This window comes from Enterobacter sp. 3U4 (genome assembly GCF_057224565.1).
The window spans coordinates 3,730,092-3,756,381 of the sequence record NZ_CP136665.1 but is presented as its reverse complement, the minus strand read 5'-3'; the positions used below and the strand labels follow the sequence as shown (position 1 = coordinate 3,756,381).

25 protein-coding genes are annotated in these 26,290 nt (G+C 57.2%); 22 read left to right on the top strand and 3 right to left on the bottom strand.

Annotated elements, in window-relative coordinates:
• Positions 1 to 106 precede the first annotated feature (106 nt).
• From ftsY to livJ, 6 genes are all read left to right on the top strand, one after another.
• A complete protein-coding gene (gene ftsY, locus RVY89_RS17920) occupies positions 107 to 1,597 on the top strand; it encodes a signal recognition particle-docking protein FtsY (protein WP_484826057.1) in 1,491 nt (496 codons plus the stop codon).
• A gap of 2 nt (positions 1,598 to 1,599) precedes the next feature.
• Positions 1,600 to 2,265 (top strand): cell division ATP-binding protein FtsE, encoded by a 666-nt coding sequence (gene ftsE / locus RVY89_RS17915; protein WP_025758973.1) that lies wholly within the window; start codon positions 1,600 to 1,602, stop codon positions 2,263 to 2,265.
• Positions 2,258 to 3,313, top strand: coding sequence for a permease-like cell division protein FtsX (ftsX, locus tag RVY89_RS17910; protein WP_045909157.1), 1,056 nt, complete (start codon positions 2,258 to 2,260; stop codon positions 3,311 to 3,313). The genes ftsE and ftsX overlap by 8 nt, the downstream gene beginning before the upstream one ends.
• Before the next feature lie 251 nt (positions 3,314 to 3,564).
• A complete protein-coding gene (rpoH, locus tag RVY89_RS17905) occupies positions 3,565 to 4,422 on the top strand; it encodes an RNA polymerase sigma factor RpoH (protein ID WP_033144392.1) in 858 nt (285 codons plus the stop codon).
• Positions 4,423 to 4,558: 136 nt separating this feature from the next.
• The gene (locus RVY89_RS17900) at positions 4,559 to 5,824 is read left to right on the top strand and encodes a 4-aminobutyrate--2-oxoglutarate transaminase (RefSeq protein ID WP_484826056.1); all 1,266 of its coding nucleotides are present in this window, start codon (positions 4,559 to 4,561) and stop codon (positions 5,822 to 5,824) included.
• Positions 5,825 to 6,021: 197 nt separating this feature from the next.
• A complete protein-coding gene (livJ, locus tag RVY89_RS17895; RefSeq protein ID WP_072163886.1) occupies positions 6,022 to 7,122 on the top strand; it encodes a branched chain amino acid ABC transporter substrate-binding protein LivJ in 1,101 nt (366 codons plus the stop codon).
• A 177-nt stretch (positions 7,123 to 7,299) separates the two neighbouring features.
• Here livJ and panM read toward each other — a convergent pair whose 3' ends face one another.
• Positions 7,300 to 7,683: an aspartate 1-decarboxylase autocleavage activator PanM gene (gene panM, locus RVY89_RS17890; protein ID WP_023334145.1), complete on the bottom strand. Its 384-nt coding sequence runs from the start codon at positions 7,681 to 7,683 to the stop codon at positions 7,300 to 7,302.
• 424 nt (positions 7,684 to 8,107) lie between these two features.
• Between panM and livK the strand changes: the two genes are divergently transcribed.
• From livK to ugpQ, 10 genes are all read left to right on the top strand, one after another.
• Positions 8,108 to 9,217: a high-affinity branched-chain amino acid ABC transporter substrate-binding protein LivK gene (livK, locus tag RVY89_RS17885; protein ID WP_008500098.1), complete on the top strand. Its 1,110-nt coding sequence runs from the start codon at positions 8,108 to 8,110 to the stop codon at positions 9,215 to 9,217.
• Positions 9,218 to 9,263: 46 nt separating this feature from the next.
• Positions 9,264 to 10,190: a high-affinity branched-chain amino acid ABC transporter permease LivH gene (livH, locus tag RVY89_RS17880; RefSeq protein ID WP_008500099.1), complete on the top strand. Its 927-nt coding sequence runs from the start codon at positions 9,264 to 9,266 to the stop codon at positions 10,188 to 10,190.
• A complete protein-coding gene (locus RVY89_RS17875; protein ID WP_024906697.1) occupies positions 10,187 to 11,464 on the top strand; it encodes a high-affinity branched-chain amino acid ABC transporter permease LivM in 1,278 nt (425 codons plus the stop codon). Before livH ends, RVY89_RS17875 begins: the two co-directional genes overlap by 4 nt.
• Positions 11,461 to 12,228: a high-affinity branched-chain amino acid ABC transporter ATP-binding protein LivG gene (livG, locus tag RVY89_RS17870; protein WP_024906698.1), complete on the top strand. Its 768-nt coding sequence runs from the start codon at positions 11,461 to 11,463 to the stop codon at positions 12,226 to 12,228. Before RVY89_RS17875 ends, livG begins: the two co-directional genes overlap by 4 nt.
• Before the next feature lies 1 nt (position 12,229).
• A complete protein-coding gene (livF, locus tag RVY89_RS17865; protein ID WP_008500102.1) occupies positions 12,230 to 12,943 on the top strand; it encodes a high-affinity branched-chain amino acid ABC transporter ATP-binding protein LivF in 714 nt (237 codons plus the stop codon).
• Between the two features lie 252 nt (positions 12,944 to 13,195).
• Positions 13,196 to 14,512, top strand: a complete 1,317-nt coding sequence (ugpB, locus tag RVY89_RS17860; protein ID WP_021242738.1) for a sn-glycerol-3-phosphate ABC transporter substrate-binding protein UgpB — start codon at positions 13,196 to 13,198, stop codon at positions 14,510 to 14,512.
• Positions 14,513 to 14,668: 156 nt separating this feature from the next.
• Entirely contained in the window at positions 14,669 to 15,556 is an 888-nt protein-coding gene (gene ugpA, locus RVY89_RS17855) for a sn-glycerol-3-phosphate ABC transporter permease UgpA (protein WP_484826055.1), read from the top strand.
• The gene (gene ugpE, locus RVY89_RS17850; protein WP_028015153.1) at positions 15,553 to 16,398 is read left to right on the top strand and encodes a sn-glycerol-3-phosphate ABC transporter permease UgpE; all 846 of its coding nucleotides are present in this window, start codon (positions 15,553 to 15,555) and stop codon (positions 16,396 to 16,398) included. Before ugpA ends, ugpE begins: the two co-directional genes overlap by 4 nt.
• A gap of 1 nt (position 16,399) precedes the next feature.
• A complete protein-coding gene (locus RVY89_RS17845) occupies positions 16,400 to 17,470 on the top strand; it encodes a sn-glycerol-3-phosphate import ATP-binding protein UgpC (protein WP_484826054.1) in 1,071 nt (356 codons plus the stop codon).
• Positions 17,467 to 18,213, top strand: a complete 747-nt coding sequence (gene ugpQ / locus RVY89_RS17840; RefSeq protein ID WP_484826053.1) for a glycerophosphodiester phosphodiesterase — start codon at positions 17,467 to 17,469, stop codon at positions 18,211 to 18,213. The genes RVY89_RS17845 and ugpQ overlap by 4 nt, the downstream gene beginning before the upstream one ends.
• Here ugpQ and RVY89_RS17835 read toward each other — a convergent pair.
• Complete coding sequence (locus tag RVY89_RS17835) at positions 18,197 to 18,574, bottom strand: DUF2756 family protein (RefSeq protein ID WP_023326493.1); 378 nt, start codon at positions 18,572 to 18,574, stop codon at positions 18,197 to 18,199. The two genes, ugpQ and RVY89_RS17835, sit on opposite strands and share 17 nt — an antisense overlap.
• Positions 18,575 to 18,700: 126 nt before the next feature.
• Between RVY89_RS17835 and ggt the strand changes: the two genes are divergently transcribed.
• The gene (gene ggt, locus RVY89_RS17830; protein WP_484826052.1) at positions 18,701 to 20,443 is read left to right on the top strand and encodes a gamma-glutamyltransferase; all 1,743 of its coding nucleotides are present in this window, start codon (positions 18,701 to 18,703) and stop codon (positions 20,441 to 20,443) included.
• A gap of 86 nt (positions 20,444 to 20,529) precedes the next feature.
• Here the strand turns inward: ggt and yhhY are convergent, their stop codons facing one another.
• Positions 20,530 to 21,018: an N-acetyltransferase gene (gene yhhY / locus RVY89_RS17825; protein ID WP_484826051.1), complete on the bottom strand. Its 489-nt coding sequence runs from the start codon at positions 21,016 to 21,018 to the stop codon at positions 20,530 to 20,532.
• 256 nt (positions 21,019 to 21,274) lie between these two features.
• Between yhhY and RVY89_RS17820 the strand changes: the two genes are divergently transcribed.
• From RVY89_RS17820 to gntU, 5 genes are all read left to right on the top strand, one after another.
• Positions 21,275 to 22,312, top strand: a complete 1,038-nt coding sequence (locus RVY89_RS17820) for an oxidoreductase (RefSeq protein ID WP_484826050.1) — start codon at positions 21,275 to 21,277, stop codon at positions 22,310 to 22,312.
• Positions 22,313 to 22,434: 122 nt separating this feature from the next.
• Positions 22,435 to 23,130 (top strand): pirin family protein, encoded by a 696-nt coding sequence (locus tag RVY89_RS17815; protein WP_000639796.1) that lies wholly within the window; start codon positions 22,435 to 22,437, stop codon positions 23,128 to 23,130.
• 91 nt (positions 23,131 to 23,221) lie between these two features.
• Positions 23,222 to 24,217 carry a gluconate operon transcriptional repressor GntR gene (gntR, locus tag RVY89_RS17810; RefSeq protein ID WP_021242747.1) on the top strand — a complete coding sequence of 332 codons (996 nt, stop codon included), beginning with the start codon at positions 23,222 to 23,224 and terminating at the stop codon, positions 24,215 to 24,217.
• A 126-nt stretch (positions 24,218 to 24,343) separates the two neighbouring features.
• Positions 24,344 to 24,871 carry a gluconokinase gene (gene gntK / locus RVY89_RS17805; RefSeq protein WP_008503362.1) on the top strand — a complete coding sequence of 176 codons (528 nt, stop codon included), beginning with the start codon at positions 24,344 to 24,346 and terminating at the stop codon, positions 24,869 to 24,871.
• A 3-nt stretch (positions 24,872 to 24,874) separates the two neighbouring features.
• Positions 24,875 to 26,215: a gluconate transporter gene (gene gntU / locus RVY89_RS17800; protein WP_484826049.1), complete on the top strand. Its 1,341-nt coding sequence runs from the start codon at positions 24,875 to 24,877 to the stop codon at positions 26,213 to 26,215.
• Positions 26,216 to 26,290 lie beyond the last annotated feature (75 nt).

The following is a 26,290-nucleotide window of genomic DNA, read 5'->3' as shown; positions in this document are numbered from 1 at the left end:
ATTGGCCTGCGATTGCGGGCGGTGATGTCAATTAAGTAAAGTGTTAGACTATTTCATCATTTTTTTAGCTTCCATGTATATAGCGCCGCGAGGAGTGTAGTCGCAGATGGCAAAACAAAAAAAACGTGGCTTCTTTTCCTGGCTGGGCTTCGGTGAAAAAGAGCAAGAAACAGAACAGAAAACCGAAGATCAACAAGCCGTTGAAGAGCAGTCGCAGCCTGAAACGCCTGTAGAAACCGCCGCGGTTGTCGAAGCGGAAGAGACGGCGCACAGCAAAGAAGAGATTGAAACCTTTGCACAAGAGGTGGTTGAGGTCACGGAACAGGTTCAGGAGAGCGAGAAGCCAGAACCGATTATCGTTGAGGATATTACCGAAACGCCACAGGCCGTTATCGAGCACGAAGAGCTGCCGCTGCCGGAAGAGGTGAAAGCCGAAGAGGTTTCTGCCGAAGAGTGGCAGGCCGAAGCGGAAACCGTTGAAATTGTTGAAGCGGTGGAAGAAGAAGCGGCGCTTGAGCCAGAGCTGACCGACGAAGAACTGGAAGCTCAGGCGCTGGCGGCGGAGGCCGCTGAAGAAGCGGTCATCGTTGTGCCGGTAGAAGAGCAGGCTGAAGAAGAGCAGGCTGAAGAAGAGCAGGCCGAAGACGAGATCGTTCAGGAGCAGGAAAAACCGACCAAAGAAGGTTTCTTCGCGCGCCTGAAGCGCAGCCTGCTCAAAACCAAAGAAAACTTAGGTTCCGGATTTATCAGTCTGTTCCGCGGCAAGAAGATCGACGACGATCTCTTTGAAGAGCTGGAAGAACAGCTGCTGATTGCGGACGTCGGCGTGGAAACCACCCGTAAGATCATCGCCAACCTGACCGAAGGAGCGAGCCGCAAACAGCTGCGCGACGCCGAAGCGCTGTACGGCCTGCTGAAAGACGAGATGGGTGAAATTCTCGCAAAAGTTGACGAACCGCTTAATATTGAAGGCAAAACGCCATTTGTTATTCTGATGGTTGGCGTGAACGGCGTGGGTAAAACCACCACCATCGGCAAGCTGGCGCGTCAGTTCGAGCAGCAGGGCAAATCGGTGATGCTGGCGGCGGGCGACACCTTCCGTGCGGCGGCGGTTGAGCAGCTGCAGGTCTGGGGCCAGCGCAACAATATCCCGGTGATTGCCCAGCATACCGGCGCGGATTCCGCGTCCGTTATCTTCGACGCCATCCAGGCGGCGAAGGCGCGCAACGTGGACGTGCTGATTGCCGATACCGCAGGGCGTTTGCAGAATAAATCGCACCTGATGGAAGAGCTGAAGAAGATCGTTCGCGTCATGAAGAAGCTGGACGAAGACGCACCGCATGAAATTATGCTGACCATTGATGCCAGCACCGGGCAGAACGCCATCAGCCAGGCGAAGCTGTTCCATGAAGCGGTAGGACTGACGGGGATCGCGTTGACCAAGCTGGACGGCACCGCGAAAGGCGGGGTGATCTTCTCCGTGGCCGACCAGTTCGGTATTCCTATCCGTTACATCGGTGTGGGCGAGCGTATTGAGGATTTACGTCCGTTTAAGGCGGACGACTTTATTGAGGCATTATTTGCCCGAGAGGACTAACAATGATTCGCTTTGAACACGTCAGCAAGGCCTATCTCGGTGGGAGACAAGCGCTGCAGGGGGTCACATTCCACCTGCAGCCGGGCGAGATGGCATTCCTGACCGGCCATTCCGGCGCGGGGAAAAGTACCCTGCTCAAGCTTATCTGTGGGATCGAGCGGCCAAGCGCCGGGAAAATCTTTTTCGGCGGGCATGAGATCAGCCGCCTGAAAAACCGCGAAGTGCCGTTCCTGCGTCGTCAGATCGGCATGATTTTCCAGGATCACCACTTGCTGATGGATCGCACCGTTTTCGATAACGTGGCCATTCCGCTGATTATTGCCGGCGCCAGCTATGACGATATCCGCCGTCGCGTCTCTGCGGCGCTGGATAAGGTCGGGCTGCTGGACAAAGCGAAGAACTTCCCGATCCAGCTCTCCGGCGGTGAACAGCAGCGCGTGGGTATCGCCCGCGCGGTGGTGAACAAGCCAGCGGTGCTGCTGGCGGATGAACCGACCGGTAACCTGGACGATGCCCTGTCAGAAGGGATTTTGCGTCTGTTTGAGGAGTTTAACCGCGTGGGGGTTACCGTATTGATGGCGACGCACGACATCGGGCTGATTTCCCGTCGTTCGTACCGCATGCTGACCCTGAGCGACGGGCATTTGCACGGAGGCCACGGTGAATAAGCGTGATGCAATAAACCAGATTCGGCAGTTCGGGAACCGGTTTGACCGTTTCCGTAAGCCGCAGGGCGGGGGTGACGGCAATCGTAATGCGCCGAAGCGCCAGAAGGCCGCGCCAAAACCGGCTTCCCGCAAAACCAACGTGTTTAACGAGCAGGTGCGCTACGCGTTCCACGGCGCGCTGCAGGACCTGAAAAGCAAACCGCTGGCGACGTTCCTGACGGTGATGGTGATTGCTATCTCCCTCACGCTGCCAAGCGTCTGCTATATGGTCTATAAAAACGTTAACCAGGCGGCCTCACAGTATTATCCGTCTCCGCAGATCACGGTCTATCTGGATAAAGCGCTCGACGATAACGCCGCCGCGCAGGTGGTTGGGCAAATCCAGGCCGAGCAGGGCGTGGAGAAGGTCAACTATCTCTCACGCGAAGACGCCCTGGGCGAGTTCCGTAACTGGTCTGGCTTTGGCGGCGCGCTGGATATGCTCGAAGAGAACCCGCTGCCTGCCGTGGCGGTGGTGATCCCGAAGCTGGATTTCCAGGGGACCGATTCGCTTAATACCCTGCGCGATCGCATCACGCGTATTAAGGGCATTGATGAAGTACGCATGGATGACAGCTGGTTTGCGCGTCTCTCTGCTCTGACCGGGCTGGTCGGACGCGTCGCGGCGATGATTGGCGTGCTGATGGTGGCGGCGGTCTTCCTCGTCATCGGCAACAGCGTTCGCCTGAGCATCTTCGCCCGTCGCGATACCATTAACGTGCAAAAACTGATTGGTGCGACGGATGGCTTCATCCTCCGCCCGTTCCTTTACGGTGGTGCACTGCTCGGTTTTTCCGGCGCATTTCTTTCACTGATATTGTCAGAAATTTTGGTGATGCGGCTTTCCTCTGCCGTGACTGAAGTGGCGCAGGTTTTCGGAACCAAGTTTGATATCAGCGGCTTAGGGTTCGATGAGTGCCTGTTACTGCTGCTGGTGTGTTCGATGATTGGGTGGGTGGCAGCGTGGCTGGCAACCGTTCAACATTTACGTCACTTTACTCCCGACTAATAAAAGCGTGATATAATCTTTCCCTGCACCGAGATGTTCGCTCTGCAGGGAAAGCGTCCCTGTTGTCGCTTCCCCTGTTATCATTTCCATGTCACATTTTGTGCGTAATTTATTCACCGTTGCACCTGGAACTTGTGGATAAAATCACTGTCTGATAAAAGAGTGAATGCTAATCTCGTTGCTCAAACGCTTTGGCATGGTTGTTGCCTGACGGGGACAACCTGGACCAGAAGAAACATTGAGAGGAATGAATGACCAAAGAAATGCAAACTTTAGCTTTAGCCCCTGTTGGTAACCTGGAATCTTATATCCGGGCTGCGAACACCTGGCCGATGTTAACGGCCGAGGAAGAAAAGGAGCTTGCTGAAAAGCTGCATTACCAGGGCGATCTGGAAGCAGCGAAAAAGCTGATCCTGTCTCACCTGCGCTTTGTTGTTCACATTGCTCGTAATTATGCGGGCTATGGCCTGCCGCAGGCGGACTTGATTCAGGAAGGTAACATCGGCCTGATGAAGGCTGTGCGTCGCTTTAACCCGGAAGTGGGTGTGCGACTCGTCTCCTTCGCCGTACACTGGATCAAAGCAGAAATTCATGAATACGTGCTGCGCAACTGGCGTATCGTGAAAGTCGCCACGACAAAAGCGCAACGCAAACTGTTCTTCAACCTGCGTAAAGCCAAGCAGCGTCTGGGCTGGTTCAATCAGGATGAAGTTGAAATGGTGGCGCGCGAGCTGGGCGTATCCAGCAAAGACGTGCGTGAGATGGAATCCCGTATGGCCGCGCAGGATATGACCTTTGATATGTCCTCCGACGACGACGCATCTGACAGCCAGCCGATGGCGCCGGTTCTGTATCTGCAGGATAAAACCTCTAACTTTGCCGATGGCATCGAAGAGGATAACTGGGAAGATCAGGCCGCGAACAAGCTGACCCACGCGATGGAAGGCCTCGACGAACGTAGTCAGGATATTATCCGCGCTCGCTGGCTGGACGAAGACAACAAGTCCACTCTGCAGGAGCTGGCCGACCGCTACGGCGTTTCTGCGGAACGTGTCCGTCAGCTTGAAAAGAACGCCATGAAAAAACTTCGCGCCGCCATCGAAGCGTAATTTCCGCGAAGTACACCGAGAACCCTCGAATGCAAATTCGGGGGTTTTGTTTTTTTAGCGCCCGCTCTGGCGAATTCCCTCCCCCTGGCAAACACTTACTGATGCGCTAAGCAGGCGACTTTCTCAGGGGGACAGGGTGAAAAATAACGAACTGAACGACCGGCGTTTACAGGCGACGCCGCGCGGCATCGGCGTGATGTGTAACTTCTATGCCGATAAAGCCGAAAACGCCACGGTGTGGGACGTGGAAGGCAATGAGTACATCGACTTCGCCGCCGGGATCGCGGTGCTGAATACCGGCCATCGCCATCCCAAAGTCATCTCAGCCATTGAAAAACAACTCCACGCGTTTACCCATACGGCGTACCAGATTGTGCCGTACGAAAGCTATGTGGCGCTTGCCGAGCGCATCAACCAGCGCGTGCCCGTTGACGGTCCGGCTAAAACGGCGTTCTTCTCCACGGGGGCTGAGGCGGTCGAAAACGCGGTCAAAATTGCCCGGGCGTACACTAAACGTCCCGGCCTGATCACCTTCGGCGGCGCGTTCCACGGCCGCACCTTTATGACCATGGCGCTGACCGGCAAAGTTGCGCCGTACAAGCTCGGCTTTGGCCCGTTCCCCGGTTCGGTCTATCACGCGCAGTATCCGAATGAACTCCACGGCGTCAGCACGGCGGAAGCGTTAAAAAGCCTGGAACGCATCTTTAAGGCGGATATCGCACCCGACCAGGTCGCGGCCATTATTCTCGAACCGGTTCAGGGAGAGGGCGGTTTCAACATTGCGCCAGCTGATTTTATGCAGGCCCTGCGCGCCCTGTGCGACACCCACGGTATTTTGCTGATTGCCGACGAGGTGCAAAGCGGCTTCGCCCGTACCGGCAAGCTGTTCTCGATGGAACACCACTGCGTGAAGCCCGATCTGATCACCATGGCGAAAAGCCTGGCGGGCGGGATGCCGCTCTCGGCGGTGTCGGGCCGTGCTGAGGTGATGGACGCCCCTGCGCCGGGCGGGCTGGGCGGTACCTACGCCGGTAACCCGCTGGCGATTGCGGCGGCTCATGCCGTACTGGACGTGATTGATGAGGAAGATCTCTGCACGCGCTCGGCGCATCTGGGCCATCACCTGGTGGAAGTGCTGAACAAGGCGAAGGAACACTGCCCGTATATCGCGGATATTCGCGCGCAAGGCTCGATGGTGGCGGTGGAGTTTAACGACCCGCAAACGGGCCAGCCTTCGCCGGAATTTACCCGCCAGGTGCAGGAGCGGGCGTTGCAGGAAGGGCTGCTTCTTCTGAGCTGCGGCGTCTACAGCAACGTCATTCGTTTCCTCTATCCGCTGACTATCCCTGAAGTCCAGTTCCGTAAAGCGCTGGACATTATCTCCGCGTCGCTGACACGTTAAAGCCACACGCCCGGCGAAAATCCCTGCCGGGCTTATCATATATTCATTTCAAATTAGCTATTCCAATATCATAAAAATCGGGTATGTTTTAGCAGAGTATGCTGAAAAAGCGCGAACAGCACACCTATAACTGACATAAAGCGCTACACAACAACATCACAACAATCGTAATAACCATAATAATGGGGAATCTCAGGATGAACATGAAGGGTAAAGCGTTACTGGCAGGATGTATCGCGTTGGCATTCAGCACCATGGCGCAGGCAGATATTAAAGTGGCTGTGGTTGGCGCCATGTCCGGACCGGTAGCGCAGTACGGCGACCAGGAGTTTACTGGCGCAGAACAGGCGGTTGCAGACATTAATGCCAAAGGCGGTATTAAGGGCGAAAAACTGCAGATCGTAAAATATGATGATGCCTGTGACCCGAAACAAGCGGTCGCGGTCGCGAACAAAGTGGTGAACGACGGGATCAAATACGTTATCGGTCACCTGTGCTCTTCTTCTACTCAGCCTGCGTCTGACATCTACGAAGACGAAGGTATTCTGATGATCACCCCGGCTGCGACCGCACCGGAGCTGACCGCGCGCGGCTATAAGCTGACCCTGCGTACCACCGGTCTGGACTCTGACCAGGGCCCAACCGCGGCGAAATACATCGTTGAAAAAGTGAAGCCGAAGCGCATTGCTATCGTTCATGACAAGCAGCAGTACGGTGAAGGTCTGGCGCGTTCCGTCCAGGATAACCTCAAAAAAGCCAATGCTGACGTGGTGTTCTTCGACGGGATCACCGCCGGTGAGAAAGACTTCTCCACGCTGGTGGCGCGTCTGAAGAAAGAGAATATCGACTTCGTATACTACGGTGGCTACCACCCGGAAATGGGCCAGATCCTGCGCCAGGCGCGCGCGGCGGGCCTGAAAACCCAGTTTATGGGCCCGGAAGGCGTGGCGAACGTTTCTCTGTCTAACATCGCGGGTGAATCTGCTGAAGGCCTGCTGGTGACTAAACCGAAGAACTACGATCAGGTCCCTGCGAACAAGCCTATCGTAGATGCCATCAAGGCGAAGAAACAGGATCCAAGCGGCGCGTTCGTCTGGACCACCTATGCGGCGCTGCAGTCTCTGCAGGCGGGCCTGAACCAGTCAGCCGATCCGGCTGAAATTGCCACCTGGCTGAAAGCGAACACGGTTGAGACCGTCATGGGGCCACTTTCCTGGGACGCGAAGGGCGACCTGAAGGGCTTCGAGTTCGGCGTGTTTGACTGGCATGCTAATGGCACGGCGACAGACGCCAAATAATTTTCCCGTCGCCTTTCGCGCCGCAGGTGCGTTGGCTGCGTTATTCAACCCCGGTCACTTACTTATGTAAGCTCCCGGGGATTTCATAACTTGCCGCCTTCCTGCAACACGAAATGCTTGGGAAAATGCGGTAGAAATTGTAGGCCGGGTAAGGCGCAGCCGCCACCCGGCTTTCTTTTAGCGCTTCTCCCACCCGCTCTCCTGCGCCGTAAACCCTAACGCCTGCATAAACGCCGCCATCACGCCGCGGTCTTCTACGCCCACGTCAGCCATCCACCATGAGGTCACGCTCGGGTTTTCACGGATCACTTCTTCAATTAAATACTGGCCCACGCCGCGACGACGGGTGACGTCACGCACGCGCAGCGAGTCCAGCGCCCCTTCTGTACCGCTCAGGGTGACGCGAACCGCTGCCAGCAGGCGCTCGTTAAAACGCGCGGCATAAATGCGGTGGGTCTCATCCACGCGCAGCGACGAAGGGGAATATTCCGGCCAGATCTTGCCCAGGTCGATATGATCCTGGTCGCTAAAGGTCACCAGACGCACGATAGTCAGTTTCATTAGCTACTTGTCCAAATCAAATTGAGTAGAGGCAGTGTACTCAATTTATTCACTCAGCGGCTTCCTCTTTTTATTCTCATTAACCAGGTGATTAGTTTTTTGGCAACGCAATGGGCAGTTTGAAAACACATGGATCGAAAAATAAGCAGAATTTTAACCTGAATGGTAGTGATTTATTCGGCGCTTTGTACCGTTATTTTATGCTGCAAACTGCACTTTTATTTGTTTATCTCCGCTTGATTTCAGAATATTATCTTTGCTTAATCGCCTGAAAAATAGAGATTTTAGTCTGGTTTTTGACAAAAACCTGCGCTAAACCATTAAAGGCACTGGTAAAAATAGCGTTGTTCATTAAAAGTACAGAATGCTTTTTAACCATAATAAAACAAAATATAAACACGACATCACGAATGGGGATTCAGAGATGAAAAGGAACGCGAAGACGTTAATCGCGGGGATGGTCGCACTGTCGATCTCGCATGCCGCCATGGCGGAGGACATTAAAGTTGCGGTAGTGGGTGCGATGTCCGGCCCTGTTGCCCAGTGGGGTGACATGGAGTTCAACGGTGCGCGCCAGGCCATCAAAGACATTAACGCTAAGGGCGGCATCAAAGGCGACAAGCTGGTGGGCGTGGAATATGACGACGCCTGCGATCCGAAACAGGCCGTCGCGGTCGCCAACAAAATCGTCAACGACGGTATCCAGTATGTAATTGGCCACCTGTGTTCATCCTCCACCCAGCCTGCGTCTGATATCTACGAAGACGAAGGCATCCTGATGATCACCCCTGGCGCAACTAACCCTGAGCTGACCCAGCGCGGCTATCAGCACATTATGCGTACCGCGGGGCTGGATTCCTCTCAGGGGCCCACCGCCGCCAAATACATCCTTGAGACGGTCAAGCCGCAGCGTATCGCCATTATTCATGACAAGCAGCAGTACGGCGAAGGCCTGGCGCGCTCCGTGCAGGACGGCCTGAAAAAAGGCGGCGCAAACATCGTCTTCTTCGACGGGATTACCGCCGGTGAGAAAGACTTCTCCGCGCTGATCGCCCGCCTGCAAAAAGAGAATATCGACTTTGTTTACTACGGCGGCTACTACCCGGAGATGGGGCAGATGCTGCGTCAGGCGCGCGCTACAGGTCTGAAAACCCAGTTTATGGGGCCAGAGGGTGTGGGTAATGCCTCTCTGTCGAACATCGCCGGGGATTCTGCCGAAGGCATGCTGGTAACGATGCCAAAACGCTATGACCAGGATCCGGCCAACAAGGCTATCGTGGACGCGCTCAAGGCGCAGAAGAAAGATCCGAGTGGTCCGTACGTCTGGATCACCTATGCGGCCGTACAGTCTCTGGCCACCGCGCTGGATCGTACCGGCAGCAAAGAACCGCTGGATCTGGTGAAAGATTTAAAAGCACACGGGGCGAACACCGTGATTGGGCCGCTGAACTGGGATGAGAAAGGCGATCTGAAGGGATTTGAGTTTGGTGTCTTTAAGTGGCACGCCGACGGGTCATCCTCGGCCGCCAAATAATTATCCCACCGCCCGGCATGACGGGCGGGTATAAAAAGGTTTGCATATGTCCGAGCAGTTTCTCTATTTCCTGCAGCAGATGTTTAACGGCGTTACGCTGGGAAGCACCTACGCGCTGATCGCCATCGGCTATACGATGGTTTACGGCATTATCGGCATGATTAACTTCGCCCACGGCGAGGTTTACATGATCGGTAGCTACGTCTCCTTTATGATCATCGCCGCGCTGATGATGATGGGCATCGACAGCAGCTGGCTGCTGGTCGCCGCCGGGTTTGTCGGCGCGATTGTGATAGCCAGCGCCTACGGCTGGAGCATTGAACGCGTGGCCTATCGGCCGGTGCGCAGCTCCAAGCGTCTGATTGCGCTGATTTCCGCCATCGGGATGTCGATCTTCCTGCAAAACTACGTCAGCCTGACCGAAGGCTCGCGCGACGTGGCGTTGCCAAGCCTGTTTAACGGCCAGTGGATTGTGGGGGCCAGCGAAAACTTCGCGGCGTCTATCACCACCATGCAGCTGGTTATCTGGGTAGTGACCTTTATTGCGATGCTTGCCCTGACGCTGTTCATCCGCTACTCGCGGATGGGACGCGCCTGCCGCGCGTGCGCAGAAGACCTGAAGATGGCGAGCCTGCTCGGCATCAACACCGACCGCGTGATTGCCCTGACCTTCGTGATTGGCGCCGCAATGGCGGCCGTCGCAGGTGTCCTGCTCGGCCAGTTCTACGGCGTGATAAACCCGTACATCGGCTTTATGGCCGGGATGAAAGCCTTTACCGCGGCGGTGCTGGGCGGTATCGGCAGTATTCCGGGCGCGATGATTGGCGGCCTGATCCTGGGCGTGGCGGAAGCGCTCTCCTCGGCGTATCTGAGTACGGAATATAAAGATGTGGTGTCGTTTGCCCTGCTGATTCTGGTTCTGCTGGTAATGCCTACCGGTATTCTGGGCCGTCCGGAGGTAGAGAAAGTATGAAACCGATGCATTTTGCAATGGCGCTGCTCTCTGCCGCCATGTTCTTCGTGCTGGCGGGCGTCTTTATGGGCGTCCAGTTAGGTCTGGATGGGACGAAGCTGGTGGTGGATACCGCCCCCGACATCCGCTGGCAGTGGGTGTTTATCGGCACTGCCGTGGTGTTCCTGTTCCAGCTGCTGCGTCCGCTGTTCCAGAAGTCGCTGAAAAACGTCTCCGGGCCGAAGTTCGTCCTGCCGGCCATCGACGGGTCTACCGTTAAGCAGAAGCTGTTCCTCGTAGCGCTGCTGGTGGCCGCCGTGGCGTGGCCGTTTGTGGTCTCTCGCGGCACCGTGGATATCGCTACCCTGACCATGATCTACGTGATACTCGGTCTCGGTCTGAACGTGGTGGTGGGCTTGTCAGGCCTGCTGGTGCTGGGCTACGGCGGCTTCTACGCCATCGGCGCCTACACCTTCGCGCTGCTGAACCACTATTACGGCCTCGGCTTCTGGACCTGTCTGCCGCTGGCGGGGCTGGTCTCTGCCGCCGCGGGCTTCCTGCTTGGCTTCCCGGTACTGCGCCTGCGCGGTGACTACCTGGCGATTGTGACCTTAGGCTTTGGCGAAATCGTCCGTATCCTGCTGCTGAACAACACTGAAGTGACCGGCGGCCCGAACGGCATCAGCCAGATCCCGAAACCAACCTTCTTCGGCCTGGAATTCAGCCGCACCGCCCGCGAAGGCGGCTGGGACACCTTCAGTAACTTCTTCGGCGTGAAGTATGACCCGTCCGACCGCGTAATCTGGCTCTATCTGGTGGCGCTGCTGCTGGTGGTCATCACCCTGTTCGTGATTAACCGTCTGCTGCGCATGCCGCTGGGCCGCGCGTGGGAAGCGCTGCGTGAAGATGAAATCGCCTGCCGCTCCCTGGGCCTGAACCCGACCCGCATCAAGCTGACCGCGTTCACCATCAGCGCCGCGTTTGCCGGTTTCGCCGGAACGCTGTTTGCCGCCCGTCAGGGCTTCGTTAGCCCGGAATCGTTCACCTTTGCCGAATCCGCCTTTGTGCTGGCCATTGTGGTGCTCGGCGGGATGGGCTCGCAGTTCGCCGTTATCCTCGCGGCCATCCTGCTGGTGGTCTCGCGCGAGCTGATGCGCGACTTTAACGAATACAGCATGTTGATGCTGGGTGGTTTGATGGTGCTGATGATGATCTGGCGTCCGCAGGGCTTGCTGCCGATGACTCGTCCACAGCTGAAGCTGAAACGCACTCAGGCGAAAGGAGAGCAGGCATGAGTCAGCCATTATTATCCGTTAACGGTCTGATGATGCGTTTTGGCGGCCTGCTGGCGGTCAACAATGTGTCACTGGATCTGCACAAGAAAGAGATTGTCTCCCTGATTGGCCCGAACGGCGCGGGGAAAACCACGGTCTTTAACTGCCTGACCGGTTTTTACAAGCCGACGGGCGGCACCATCATGCTGCGCGACAAGCATCTTGAAGGGCTGCCGGGCCAGCAGATTGCCCGCATGGGCGTGGTGCGTACTTTCCAGCACGTGCGTCTGTTCCGCGAGATGACGGTGATTGAGAACCTGCTGGTGGCACAGCATCAGCAGCTGAAAACCGGGCTGTTCTCCGGTCTGCTGAAAACCCCGGCCTTCCGCCGCGCCCAGGATGAAGCGCTCGATCGCGCCGCCACCTGGCTCGATCGAATTGGCCTGCTGCAGCACGCTAACCGTCAGGCGAGCAACCTGGCCTACGGCGACCAGCGTCGTCTGGAGATTGTGCGCTGCATGGTGACCCAGCCGGAGATCCTGATGCTCGACGAACCGGCGGCGGGCCTCAACCCGAAAGAGACCAAAGAGCTGGACGAGCTGATTGCCGAGCTGCGCGATCACCACGACACCACCATTCTGCTGATTGAGCACGACATGAAGCTGGTAATGGGCATTTCCGACCGTATCTACGTGGTTAACCAGGGTACGCCGCTGGCAAACGGCACGCCGGAAGAGATCCGCAACAACCCGGACGTGATCCGCGCATACCTGGGTGAGGCATAAGATGGAAAAAGCGATGTTAACGTTCGACAAGGTCAACGCGCACTACGGCAAGATCCAGGCGCTGCACGATGTCAGCCTGCATATCAATCAGGGTGAAATCGTTACTCTGATTGGCGCCAACGGCGCGGGCAAAACCACGCTGCTCGGCACCCTGTGCGGCGACCCGCGCGCCACCAGCGGGCGGATTGTGTTTGATGGCAAAGACATTACCGACTGGCAGACCGCCAGAATCATGCGTGAGGCGGTGGCGATTGTCCCGGAAGGGCGTCGCGTCTTCTCGCGTATGACGGTGGAAGAGAACCTGGCGATGGGCGGTTTCTTCGCCCACCGCGATGAATACCAGACCCGCATCAAGTGGGTGTACGAACTCTTCCCGCGCCTGTGGGAGCGCCGCATTCAGCGTGCGGGCACCATGTCCGGCGGCGAGCAGCAGATGCTGGCGATTGGCCGCGCGCTGATGAGCCAGCCGCGCCTGCTGCTGCTGGACGAGCCGTCGCTCGGCCTGGCGCCGATCATCATCCAGCAGATATTCGACACCATCGAACAGCTGCGTAAAGAGGGGATGACCATCTTCCTCGTCGAGCAGAACGCCAACCAGGCGCTGAAGCTGGCTGACCGTGGCTACGTGCTGGAGAACGGCCGCGTGGTGCTGGAAGACACCGGCGACGCGCTGCTGGCGAACGAAGCGGTGCGGAGCGCGTATTTGGGCGGATAGGTAAAAGCAAAAAGGCAACGCAAGTTGCCTTTTTTAGTGTTTTCTCCCTCTCCCCGTGGGAGAGGGCCGGGGTGAGGGCACCAGACCGCACCCAACCATCCAACCCCCTTCACACAACCATCATCCCCCTGACGCCTGGCTGTCACTTATCTGTAAACAAACAGTTATTTTTCTGTCATTCGAGCATGTCATGTTACCTCGCGAGCATAAAACGCGTGATATCGCGCATCCGGCACAATAAGAGAGATGACAATGACATCGTTACGACACACAGCTTTGGGTCTGGCACTGGGTCTGGCTTTTGCGACGAACGCAATGGCTGTCACCACCATTCCGTTCTGGCATTCCATGGAAGGGGAGTTAGGTAAAGAAGTTGACTCCCTGGCGCAGCGTTTCAACGACACCCATCCTGATTACAAAATTGTGCCGGTGTACAAAGGCAACTATGAGCAGAGCCTGAGCGCGGGCATCGCCGCCTTCCGTACCGGTAACGCACCTGCGCTGTTACAGGTTTATGAAGTGGGTACCGCCACCATGATGGCTTCCAAAGCCATCAAGCCGGTCTACGAAGTGTTCAAAGAAGCGGGCATCAACTTCGACGAGTCGCAGTTTGTGCCGACCGTAGCGGGTTACTACACCGACTCCAAAACCGGGCATCTGCTGTCCCAGCCGTTTAACAGCTCCACGCCGGTGCTGTACTACAACAAAGACGCCTTCAAAAAAGCCGGCTTAGATCCGGAGCAGCCGCCAAAAACCTGGCAGGACCTGGCGGAGTACACCGCGAAGCTGAAGGCGGCGGGGATGAAGTGCGGCTACGCCAGCGGCTGGCAGGGCTGGATCCAGATTGAAAACTTCAGCGCCTGGCACGGCCTGCCGGTTGCGACCAAAAACAACGGCTTCGACGGCACCGACGCGGTACTGGAGTTCAACAAGCCGGAGCAGGTGAAGCATATTGCGCTGCTGGAAGAACTCAACAAGAAGGGCGACTTCAGCTACTTCGGGCGTAAAGACGAATCCACCGAGAAGTTCTACAACGGCGACTGCGCCATTACCACCGCCTCGTCCGGCTCGCTGGCGGATATCCGTCACTACGCCAAATTCAACTACGGCGTGGGCATGATGCCGTACGACGCTGACGTGAAGGGCGCGCCGCAGAACGCCATCATCGGCGGAGCTAGCCTGTGGGTCATGCAGGGTAAAGATAAGGGCACCTACAAAGGGGTGGCCGAGTTCCTCGATTTCCTGGCGAAGCCTGAAAACGCCGCCGAATGGCACCAGAAGACCGGCTACCTGCCAATCACCAAAGCGGCTTATGACCTGACCCGCGAGCAGGGCTTCTACAGCAAGAACCCGGGCGCGGACATCGCAACGCGTCAGATGCTGAACAAGCCGCCGTTGCCGTTCACTAAAGGCCTGCGCCTGGGCAATATGCCGCAGATCCGCACCATTGTGGATGAAGAGCTGGAAAGCGTGTGGACCGGGAAGAAAACGCCACAGCAGGCGCTGGACTCTGCGGTAGAGCGCGGGAATCAGCTGTTGCGCCGCTTTGAGCAGTCGACTAAGTCGTAATCGTTGACATGCCCGGTGGCGCTTCGCTTACCGGGCCTACGGGGATCGTGCGGGCTGATGCCCTCACCCCAACCCTCTCCCACGGGAGAGGGAGAAATATTTGTAGGCCGGGTAAGGCGTAGCCGCCACCCGGCATTGCTCAGGAACCCAATCTCAATGTCACCATCCCGTCCGGTGTTTCGCTCCCGCTGGCTGCCGTACCTGTTGGTCGCGCCCCAGCTGGTCATCACCGTTATCTTCTTTATCTGGCCTGCGGGCGAAGCGCTGTGGTACTCGGTACAAAGCGTCGATCCGTTTGGGCTCTCCAGCCAGTTTGTCGGGCTGGACAACTTTACCGCGCTGTTCCATGACAGCTACTACCTGGACTCCTTCTGGACGACGATGAAGTTCAGCGCGCTGGTGACCGTCAGCGGCCTTGTTGCCTCGCTGTTTTTCGCCGCGCTGGTGGATTACGTGGTGCGCGGCAGTCGTATTTATCAGACCCTGATGCTGCTGCCTTATGCCGTGGCACCCGCCGTCGCCGCCGTGCTGTGGATTTTCCTGTTTAACCCCGGCCGCGGGTTGATTACCCATTTCCTGGCAGAGTTCGGCTACGACTGGAACCACGCCCAGAACAGCGGTCAGGCCATGTTCCTGGTGGTGTTTGCCTCGGTGTGGAAGCAGATCAGCTATAACTTCCTGTTCTTCTTTGCCGCGCTGCAGTCCATCCCGCGCTCGCTGGTGGAAGCCGCCGCGATTGACGGCGCAGGGCCGATTCGTCGTTTCTTCAGGCTGTCGCTGCCGCTGATCGCCCCGGTGAGCTTCTTCCTGCTGGTGGTTAACCTCGTGTACGCCTTCTTCGATACCTTCCCGGTGATCGACGCGGCGACCGCAGGCGGTCCGGTACAGGCGACGACCACGCTTATCTATAAGATCTACCGCGAAGGTTTCGCCGGGCTGGATCTCTCGGCCTCCGCCGCGCAGTCGGTGGTGCTGATGTTCCTCGTCATCATCCTCACGGTGGTGCAGTTCCGCTATGTTGAAAGTAAGGTGCGCTACCAATGATTGAGAACCGTCGCGGGCTGACGATTTTCAGCCATACCATGCTGATTCTGGGGATTATCGTCATTCTGTTCCCGCTGTATGTGGCCTTTGTCGCCGCCACGCTGGACACCAAAGCGGTGTTCGATACGCCGATGACGCTGATCCCAGGCGGACATCTTTTCGAGAACATGAAGACCATCTGGACCCAGGGCGTGGGCGCCAACAGCGCGCCGTTCTGGCTGATGATGCTCAACAGCTTCATCATGGCGTTCGGCATTACCGTCGGCAAAATTACGGTGTCGATGCTCTCGGCCTTCGCCATCGTCTGGTTCCGCTTTCCGCTGCGTAACCTGTTTTTCTGGATGATTTTTATCACTCTGATGCTGCCGGTAGAGGTGCGTATCTTCCCGACGGTGGAGGTGATCGCCAACCTGAAGATGCTCGACAGCTACGCGGGCTTAACCCTGCCGTTAATGGCCTCGGCGACCGCCACCTTCCTGTTCCGCCAGTTCTTTATGACCCTGCCGGACGAGTTGATTGAAGCGGCGCGCATCGACGGCGCATCGCCGATGCGCTTCTTCCGCGACATCGTGCTGCCGCTGTCGAAAACCAACCTTGCGGCGCTGTTTGTGATCACCTTTATCTACGGTTGGAACCAGTACCTGTGGCCGCTGCTGATTATTCAGGACGTCAATCTCGGCACCGCCGTGGCGGGCATCAAAGGCATGATCGCCACTGGCGAAGGCACCACCCTCTGGAACCAGGTGATGGCGGCGATGCTGCTCACCCTTATCCCACCCGTAGTCATTGTTTTAGCCATGCAGCGCGCGTTTGTCCGCGGCCTGGTCGATAGCGAGAAATAAGATGGCAGGTTTAAAACTTCAGGCAGTAACCAAAAGCTGGGACGGCAAAACCCAGGTTATCCAGCCGCTCACGCTCGACGTGGCGGACGGGGAGTTTATCGTGATGGTTGGCCCGTCCGGCTGTGGCAAATCTACCCTGCTGCGCATGGTGGCGGGACTGGAGCGCGTGACCTCCGGGGATATCTGGATTGACCGCCAGCGCGTCACCGAGATGGAGCCGAAAGACCGCGGCATCGCGATGGTTTTCCAGAACTACGCTCTCTATCCGCACATGAGCGTGGAGGAGAACATGGCCTGGGGGCTGAAAATCCGCGGCATGGGCAAAGGCCATATTGAGGAGCGCGTGAAAGAAGCCGCCCGCATTCTGGAGCTGGACGGCCTGCTCAAGCGCCGCCCGCGCGAGCTCTCCGGCGGCCAGCGCCAGCGCGTGGCGATGGGGCGCGCCATCGTACGCGATCCGGCGGTATTCCTCTTCGACGAGCCGCTCTCTAACCTCGACGCCAAGCTGCGCGTGCAGATGCGGCTCGAGCTGCAGCAGCTGCACCGTCGTCTGAAAACCACGTCACTGTACGTTACCCACGATCAGGTCGAAGCCATGACCCTCGCCCAGCGCGTGATGGTGATGAACAAAGGCGTTGCCGAGCAGATTGGTACCCCGGTGGAGGTCTACGAGAAACCGGCCACCCGTTTCGTGGCGAGCTTTATCGGCAGCCCGGCGATGAACCTGCTCGAAGGGCGCATCAGCAGCGCGGGCTCGCACTTTGAGCTGGAAAGCGGGATGGCATTGCCGATCAACTGGTACTATCGTGGCTACGCCGGGCGTAAGATGACGCTCGGTATCCGCCCGGAACATATCGGTTTAACCTCTCAGGCGGAAGGCGGCGTGCCGCTGGTGATGGACACGCTGGAGATGTTGGGTGCAGATAACCTGGCGCACGGGCGCTGGGGCGAGCAAAAAATGGTAGTGCGCCTGGCGCATCAGGAGCGCCCGCAAGCAGGCAACACGCTGTGGCTGCACCTGCCGGAAAACCATCTGCACCTGTTTGACGGTGAAACAGGACAACGAGTATGAGCAACTGGCCTTATCCCCACGTCGTCGCCCACCGGGGCGGCGGTAAGCTGGCGCCGGAAAACACGCTGGCGGCGATTGACGTTGGCGCGCGCTACGGTCACACGATGATCGAGTTCGACGCCAAGCTGTCGAAAGACGGCGAAATTTTCCTGCTGCATGACGATAATCTTGAACGCACCAGCAACGGCTGGGGCGTGGCGGGCGAGCTGCCGTGGCGCGATCTGCTGAAGGTAGACGCCGGAAGCTGGTACAGCGGCGAATTCAAAGGCGAACCGCTGCCGCTGCTGGCGGAAGTGGCCGATCGCTGTCGCCAGCACGGCATGATGGCCAATATCGAAATCAAACCGACCACCGGCACCGGGCCGCTGACCGGCAAAGTGATTGCCCTCGCCGCACGCGAGCTGTGGGAAGGGATGACCGCGCCGCTGCTGTCATCATTTGAAATCGATGCGCTGGAGGCTGCGCAGGAGGCCGCACCGGAGCTGCCGCGCGGGCTTCTGCTTGACGAGTGGCGCGAGGACTGGCGAGAGCTGACGACGCGCCTGGCGTGTGTCTCTATCCATCTCAATCACAGGCTGCTGGATGAGGCGCGGGTGAAGATGCTGAAAGACGCGGGTCTGCATATTCTGGTCTACACAGTTAATAGACCCCAGCGTGCAGCCGAACTGCTGCGCTGGGGCGTGGATAGCATCTGTACCGATGCTATCGACCTGATCGGCCCGGACTTTAGTTCTGCGGATTAAGCATACTGCCATTCGACTGCGGCGGCAGCATATGCTGCTGTCCGCTGCCTGACGACGTCATTCCCCCTAACATCCCGCCGTTTTTATTCGGCAGCGGCTGCTCGCGCACCTGCCCCTGCTGCACGCGCTGGGTGTTGGCGTTCATCTGATTTTGCAGGCTTTGCTGCTGCATCTGGGTCTGCGTTCTCAGTTGCTGATTAAGCATCCCTTTCTGCTGCTGTTGCTGGCTCATCATCTCGGTCTGCATACGCTGCTGACTCGGGATAACATAGCCCTGCTGGTTCGGGTTGTTCATGGTGTTGAGTGGCTGTGCGAGCGCGGCAAACGGGATCAGCGCCGTAAGAATCATCAAGCGTTTCATTGTCATTTCCTCCTTTTGAGGTCTCTCTTAAGTTTACCCTGATTTCACCATGACGATGATTTTTTAGGAGTTGTGAACCAGGCTTAAGCGGGGAATATGGATCCCTTCACCTGGAGAACAATAATCATGAAACCAACGTTTTTGCGCTGGGTCGCCCTCGCCGCGCTGATGGCAGGAGGTACATTTAGCGTGGCGGCCAACCCGCCCGCGGCGCCTCCGGTCTCTTACGGCGTGGAGGAAGATGTTTTTCATCCCGTGCGGGCAACCCATGGCATGGTGGCATCCGTGGATGCGCTGGCGACCCGCGTGGGCGTCGATATTCTCAGGCAGGGCGGTAACGCGGTGGATGCCGCGGTCGCCGTCGGCTACGCGCTGGCGGTGACGCACCCGCAGGCGGGGAACCTGGGCGGTGGCGGCTTTATGATGCTGCGCACCAAAGACGGGAAAACCACCGCCATCGACTTCCGTGAAATGGCGCCTTCTCAGGCGTCACGGGACATGTTCCTCGACGACCAGGGGAACCCGGACAGTAAAAAATCCCTGACCTCGCATCTCGCGTCCGGCACGCCGGGCACCGTTGCGGGCTTCTCGCTGGCGCTCGAAAAATACGGCACGATGCCGCTGAACAAGGTGGTGCAGCCTGCCATCAAGCTGGCGCGGGAGGGCTTTGTGGTAAACGACGCGCTGGCAGACGACCTCAAAACCTACGGTAGCGAAGTCATTCCGAATCACGAAAACAGCAAGGCTATCTTCTGGAAAGACGGTGAACCGCTGAAGAAGGGCGACAGGCTGGTACAAAAGAACCTTGCTAAAAGCCTGGAGCTGATTGCGGAGCACGGTCCGGACGCCTTCTACAAAGGGGCGATTGCCGACCAGATTGCGGAAGAGATGCAGAAGAACGGCGGTCTTATCACCAAAGCGGATCTGGCGGACTACAAGGCGGTGGAGCGCGAGCCGATTAGCGGCACCTACCGCGGCTATGAGGTCTTCTCCATGCCGCCGCCGTCTTCCGGGGGCATTCACATCGTGCAGATCCTCAACATTCTTGAAAACTTCGATATGCACAAGTTCGGCTTCGGCAGCGCGGATGCCATGCAGGTGATGGCGGAAGCGGAAAAACGCGCCTATGCTGACCGCTCGGAATATCTCGGCGATCCGGACTTCGTGAAGGTGCCGTGGCAGGCGCTGACTAACAAAGCCTATGCCAAATCTATTGCCGATCAGATCGACATCAACAAGGCTAAGCCGTCGAGCGAGATCCGCCCCGGCAAGCTGGCGCCGTATGAAAGCAACCAGACCACCCACTTCTCGGTGGTAGATAAAGACGGTAACGCGGTGGCGGTGACCTATACGCTCAATACCACCTTTGGCACCGGGATTGTGGCGGGCAACAGCGGCATCCTGCTGAACAACGAGATGGATGACTTCTCCGCCAAGCCGGGCGTGCCGAACGTCTACGGGCTGGTCGGCGGCGATGCGAATGCGGTAGGGCCGAAGAAACGTCCGCTGTCGTCCATGTCGCCCACCATCGTGGTAAAAGACGGGAAAACCTGGCTGGTGACCGGCAGCCCAGGCGGCAGCCGGATTATCACCACCGTGCTACAAATGGTGGTGAACAGCATCGACTTTGGGATGAACGTCGCCGAAGCGACCAACGCCCCGCGTTTCCATCACCAGTGGCTGCCAGATGAGCTGCGCGTCGAGAAGGGCTTTAGCCCGGATACCATCAAGCTGCTGGAGCAGCGCGGTCAAAAGGTGGCGGTGAAAGAGGCGATGGGCAGCACGCAGAGCATTATGGTGGGACCGGACGGGGCGCTGTTTGGCGCATCGGACCCGCGTTCAGTGGATGATTTGTCGGCGGGGTACTAATGTGTTGCCCGGTGGCGCTGCGCTTACCGGGCCTACAACTGCATGAACGTAGGCCGGGTAAGGCGAAGCCGCCACCCGGCAAATAACTACTTCATTCTCGCCATATAATACGCATCCACATACTCGCCGTTGCGTAGTCCATAGCGCTTTCCTGTGCCTTCGATCTCAAATCCGTGCTTTTTGTACACCGCGATCGCCGGTTCGTTATCAACAAACACCGTCAGCTCAATACGATCGACGCGCAGCCAGTTGTCGCACATATCAATCATGGTGCGCATCAGCGCGCTGGCTACGCCTCGGTTTTGCCACTGTGCGCCTACGCAAATCCCAAAATCAGCCACATGGCTGCGACGTGGGCGTTGCGCGACGGCGATGCACAGATGTCCGGCGACATTACCATCTATGCAGGCGACAAGCTGCTTGATGCCGGGCTGGTCGGATAGCCGTTCTTGCCACATGTGTTCAGAGGGGTGAGGAACCTGTAGCGTGTTGTGGTACACCTCCGGCTGGGCGTGGATCTGACGAATGGCGTCATAATCTTTCGGTTCCGCGTGGCGTATCACTATCTCACTCATTCCTTGTTCCTCAGTCAGTTAAACGTCCCTTCCAACATCAATGACTTTAAAATTTGAGTCAACCGCTATTTTTTGCAAAAAGTATTGGACAAGTGCGAATGAGAATGATTATTATTGCTCTGCATTCAGGAAGACCCCTACGGGAACCTGAAAGCACGACATTGCTCACATTGCTTCCAGTATTACTTTAGCCAGCTTTTAGCTGGCTTTTTTTTTGTTATGGTTAGACTCAGTAACCTTCCAAAAGGACTGAGCTATGACACTACATTGCGCATTTATTGGATTTGGTAAAAGTACGACCCGCTACCACCTGCCGTATGTTCTAAACCGTAAAGACAGCTGGCATGTGGCCCATATCTACCGCCGCCGCGCGAAGCCGGAAGAGCAGTCTCCGCAGTATTCTCATATCCATTTCACCAGCGATCTTGATGAAGTGCTTAACGATCCGCAGGTCAAACTGGTTGTCGTCTGCACCCATGCCGACAGCCACTTCGACTACGCGAAGCGCGCGCTGGAAGCGGGCAAAAACGTGCTGGTAGAAAAGCCGTTCACCCCGACTATCGCCGAAGCGAAGGAACTGTTCACGCTGGCGAAAAGCAAAGGCCTGACCGTTACGCCGTATCAGAACCGTCGCTTTGACAGCTGCTTCCTGACGGCGAAAAAAGCGATTGAAAGCGGCAAGCTGGGCGACATCGTGGAAATCGAAAGTCATTTCGATTACTACCGTCCGATGGCGGAAACGCAACCCGGACTGCCGCAGGATGGTTCGTTCTACGGGCTGGGGGTGCACACCATGGACCAGATCATCTCCCTGTTTGGCCGACCGGACCACGTGGCGTATGACATCCGCAGCCTGCGTAATAAAGCCAACCCGGACGATACTTTTGAAGCGCAGCTGTTCTACGGCGACCTGAAAGCCATCGTCAAAACCAGCCATCTGGTGAAGATCGACTACCCGAAATTTATCGTTCACGGCACCCGAGGCTCGTTCATTAAGTACGGTATCGACCAGCAGGAGACCAGCCTGAAGGCTAACATCATGCCGGGCGAACCGGGTTTTGCGGCGGATGATTCTGTGGGCGTCCTGGAGTACGTGAACGATGAGGGCGTAACGGTCAGGGAGGAGCTGAAACCGGAAACTGGCGACTATGGCCGCGTCTACGATGCGCTGTTTGAGACCCTCACAAACGGCGCGCCGAATTACGTCAAGGAATCTGACGTTCTGACCAACCTCGAAATCCTTGAGCGGGCCTTCGAGCAGGCTTCTCCTGCCACGATAACCCTTGCGAAATAAGCAAAAACGGCTCCTCTGCGCTTGTTCATAATTTTTGAACAGAGGAGTCAATTTTCACCCTCTATGATCCCAGGCGGTTTGCGTCCACACTTACTCCATCGAAACGAACTGAGGGTGAAACAATGATCTACTTACGCAAAGCAAACGAACGTGGTCACGCGAATCATGGCTGGCTGGACTCATGGCATTCATTCTCGTTTGCCGACTACTACGACCCGAACTTCATGGGCTTCTCCGCACTGCGCGTGATTAACGACGACGTGATTGATGCAGGCCAGGGCTTCGGTACCCACCCGCACAAAGACATGGAAATCCTGACCTATGTACTGGAAGGGGCGGTTGAGCACCAGGACAGCATGGGTAACAAAGAGCAGGTTCCGGCGGGCGAGTTCCAGATTATGAGCGCGGGTACCGGGGTGCGTCACTCCGAGTACAACCCGAGCAAAACGGAAAAACTGCACCTGTATCAAATCTGGATCATTCCAGAAGAGACCGGCATCACCCCGCGTTACGAGCAGCGCCGCTTCGACGCGAAACAGGGCAAACAGCTGGTGCTCTCCCCGGATGCGCGTGAAGGTTCCCTGAAAGTGCATCAGGATATGGAGCTGTACCGCTGGGCGCTGGCGAAAGACGAACAGTCTGTCCATCAGATTGCCGCCAACCGCCGCGTCTGGATCCAGGTGGTGAAAGGTGAAGTGTCAATCAACGGCACCAAAGCAACCACCGCCGATGGTCTGGCCATCTGGGATGAGCAGGCGCTCTCCGTGCATGCCGACAGCGAAAGTGAAATCCTGCTGTTTGACCTGCCGCCGGTATAAATAATTACTCAACCTTCCCTTTAAACGGGGAAGGTTGAGCTTTGTACGTGATAAACTGAGCAAATCTCTCACTTCAAGATTTCTCAGGACGATGAAAAAGAAACGCCCCGTACTTCAGGATGTCGCCGATCGCGTCGGTGTGACCAAAATGACGGTCAGCCGTTTTTTACGTAACCCGGAACAGGTTTCCGTGGCGTTACGTGGCAAGATTGCCGCTGCCCTTGATGAACTGGGTTACATCCCCAACCGCGCGCCCGATATTCTCTCCAATGCGACCAGCCGCGCGGTGGGCGTTCTGCTTCCTTCTTTGACCAACCAGGTTTTTGCCGAAGTATTGCGTGGAATCGAAAGCGTCACCGATGCTTTTGGCTATCAGACCATGCTCGCCCACTACGGGTACAAGCCGGAACTCGAAGAGGAACGCCTTGAATCGATGCTTTCCTGGAACATTGACGGCCTGATTTTAACCGAACGTACCCACACTGCCCGCACGCTCAAAATGATCGAAGTGGCGGGTATCCCTGTGGTGGAGCTGATGGACAGCCAGTCGCCGTGCCTCGATATCGCCGTTGGGTTCGATAACTTCGAAGCGGCGCGCCAGATGACGGCGGCCATCATCGCCCGCGGGCATCGCCACATCGCCTATCTGGGTGCGCGTCTTGATGAACGTACTATCATCAAACAGAAGGGATACGAGCAGGCGATGCTCGACGCAAACTTAACCCCGTACAGCGTGATGGTGGAGCAGTCCTCTTCCTATACGTCGGGTATTGAGCTGATGCGTCAGGCGCGACGCGAGTATCCGCAACTGGACGGTATTTTCTGTACCAACGATGACCTTGCGGTCGGCGCGGCGTTTGAGTGTCAGCGTCTGGGGCTGAAGATCCCTGATGATATGGCGATCGCCGGTTTCCACGGACATGACATCGGCCAGGTGATGGAGCCGCGTCTGGCGAGCGTCCTGACCCCGCGTGAACGTATGGGCCGCATTGGCGCAGAACGCCTGCTGGCGCGCATTCGTGGCGAGACGGTTACCCCGAAAATGTTAGATTTAGGTTTCACCTTGTCACCGGGTGGATCTATTTGAACTGACAAATTTGAAGTAGCTCACACTTATTCACTTCGCGCACGTTTGGATATTGCTTCTCTTTTGCCCCGGCAGGACAATGTTACCGATAACTGTTACCCGTAACAATTGACTGAGGGACACCCTTTGAGCACGACTAATCACGATCACCACGTCTACGTCCTGATGGGCGTTTCCGGTAGCGGGAAATCAGCCGTAGCCAGCGAAGTGGCGCATCAACTCCAGGCTGCGTTCCTTGATGGCGACTTCCTCCATCCGCGCAGCAACATCATGAAAATGGCCTCCGGCGAGCCGCTGAACGACGACGATCGCAAACCGTGGTTGCAGGCGCTGAACGACGCCGCGTTCGCTATGCAGCGGACCAACAAAGTCTCCCTGATCGTCTGTTCCGCGCTGAAAAAAACCTACCGCGACCTGCTGCGCGACGGTAACCCGAACCTCTCTTTCATCTACCTGAAAGGGGATTTCGAGGTGATTGAAAGCCGCCTGAAGGCGCGTAAAGGTCACTTCTTCAAAACCCAGATGCTGGTAACGCAGTTCGAAGCGCTGCAGGAGCCGGGTGAAGACGAGAAAGACGTCTTAGTGGTTGATATCGATCAGTCACTGGAGGGTGTTGTTGCCAGCACCATCGAGGTCATCAATAAAAGGCAGTAAGTTTTGAGTACATTAACGCTAGTTTTGACGGCAGTAGGTTCCGTGTTGCTGCTGCTGTTTTTAGTGATGAAGGCGCGTATGCACGCCTTTGTTGCTTTGATGGTGGTTTCTATTGGTGCTGGTCTCTTTTCCGGTATGCCGCTCGACAAGATCGCCGCGACGATGGAAAAAGGGATGGGCGGTATGCTGGGCTTCCTGGCGATTGTAGTCGCGCTGGGCGCGATGTTTGGCAAGATTTTGCACGAGACGGGCGCGGTCGACCAGATTGCCGTCAAGATGCTGAAATCCTTTGGCCACAGCCGCGCGCACTACGCGATTGGTCTGGCCGGTCTGATTTGCGCGCTGCCGCTGTTCTTCGAAGTGGCCGTTGTGCTGCTGATAAGCGTCGCATTCTCCATGGCGCGCCATACCGGCACTAACCTCGTGAAGCTGGTCATTCCGCTGTTTGCGGGCGTGGCGGCTGCTGCGGCGTTTCTGCTGCCGGGGCCTGCGCCGATGCTGCTCGCATCCCAGATGCACGCTGACTTTGGCTGGATGATCCTGATCGGCCTGTGCGCGGCAATTCCGGGGATGATTATTGCCGGCCCGCTGTGGGGCAACTTCATCAGCCGTTACGTTGAGCTGCATATTCCGGACGACGTCACCGAGCCGCACCTGGGCGAGGGCAAAATGCCGTCCTTCGGCTTCAGCCTGTCGCTGATCCTGCTGCCGCTGGTGCTGGTGGGTCTGAAAACTATCGCCGCGCGCTTTGTGCCGGTGGGTTCCAGCGCCTATGAATGGTTCGAGTTCATCGGTCACCCGTTCACGGCGATCCTGGTGGCCTGTCTGGTGGCGATTTACGGCCTGGCGATGCGTCAGGGGATGCCAAAAGACCGGGTGATGGAGATCTGCGGTGCCGCGCTGCAGCCTGCGGGTATTATCCTGCTGGTGATCGGTGCCGGCGGCGTGTTCAAGCAGGTGCTGGTGGATTCCGGCGTGGGCCCGGCTCTCGGCGAAGCGCTGACCGGGATGGGCCTGCCGATTGCGGTCACCTGCTTCGTGCTGGCTGCGGCGGTGCGTATCATCCAGGGTTCCGCAACCGTGGCGTGTTTAACCGCCGTGGGTCTGGTGATGCCGGTGATTGAACAGCTGAACTACTCCGGTGCGCAGATGGCGGCGCTGTCTATCTGTATCGCGGGCGGTTCGATTGTGGTCTCTCACGTTAACGACGCAGGCTTCTGGCTGTTCGGTAAATTTACCGGCGCCACCGAAGCGCAAACCCTGAAAACCTGGACGCTGATGGAGACCATCCTCGGCACGACGGGTGCGATTGTCGGGATGATTGCCTTTACGCTGCTCAGCTAAACGCGGTGATTTAACAAGGCTAAAAATAAGGCCCGGTAGCGTAAGCGCTTACCGGGCCTTTTTATTATGCAGAAC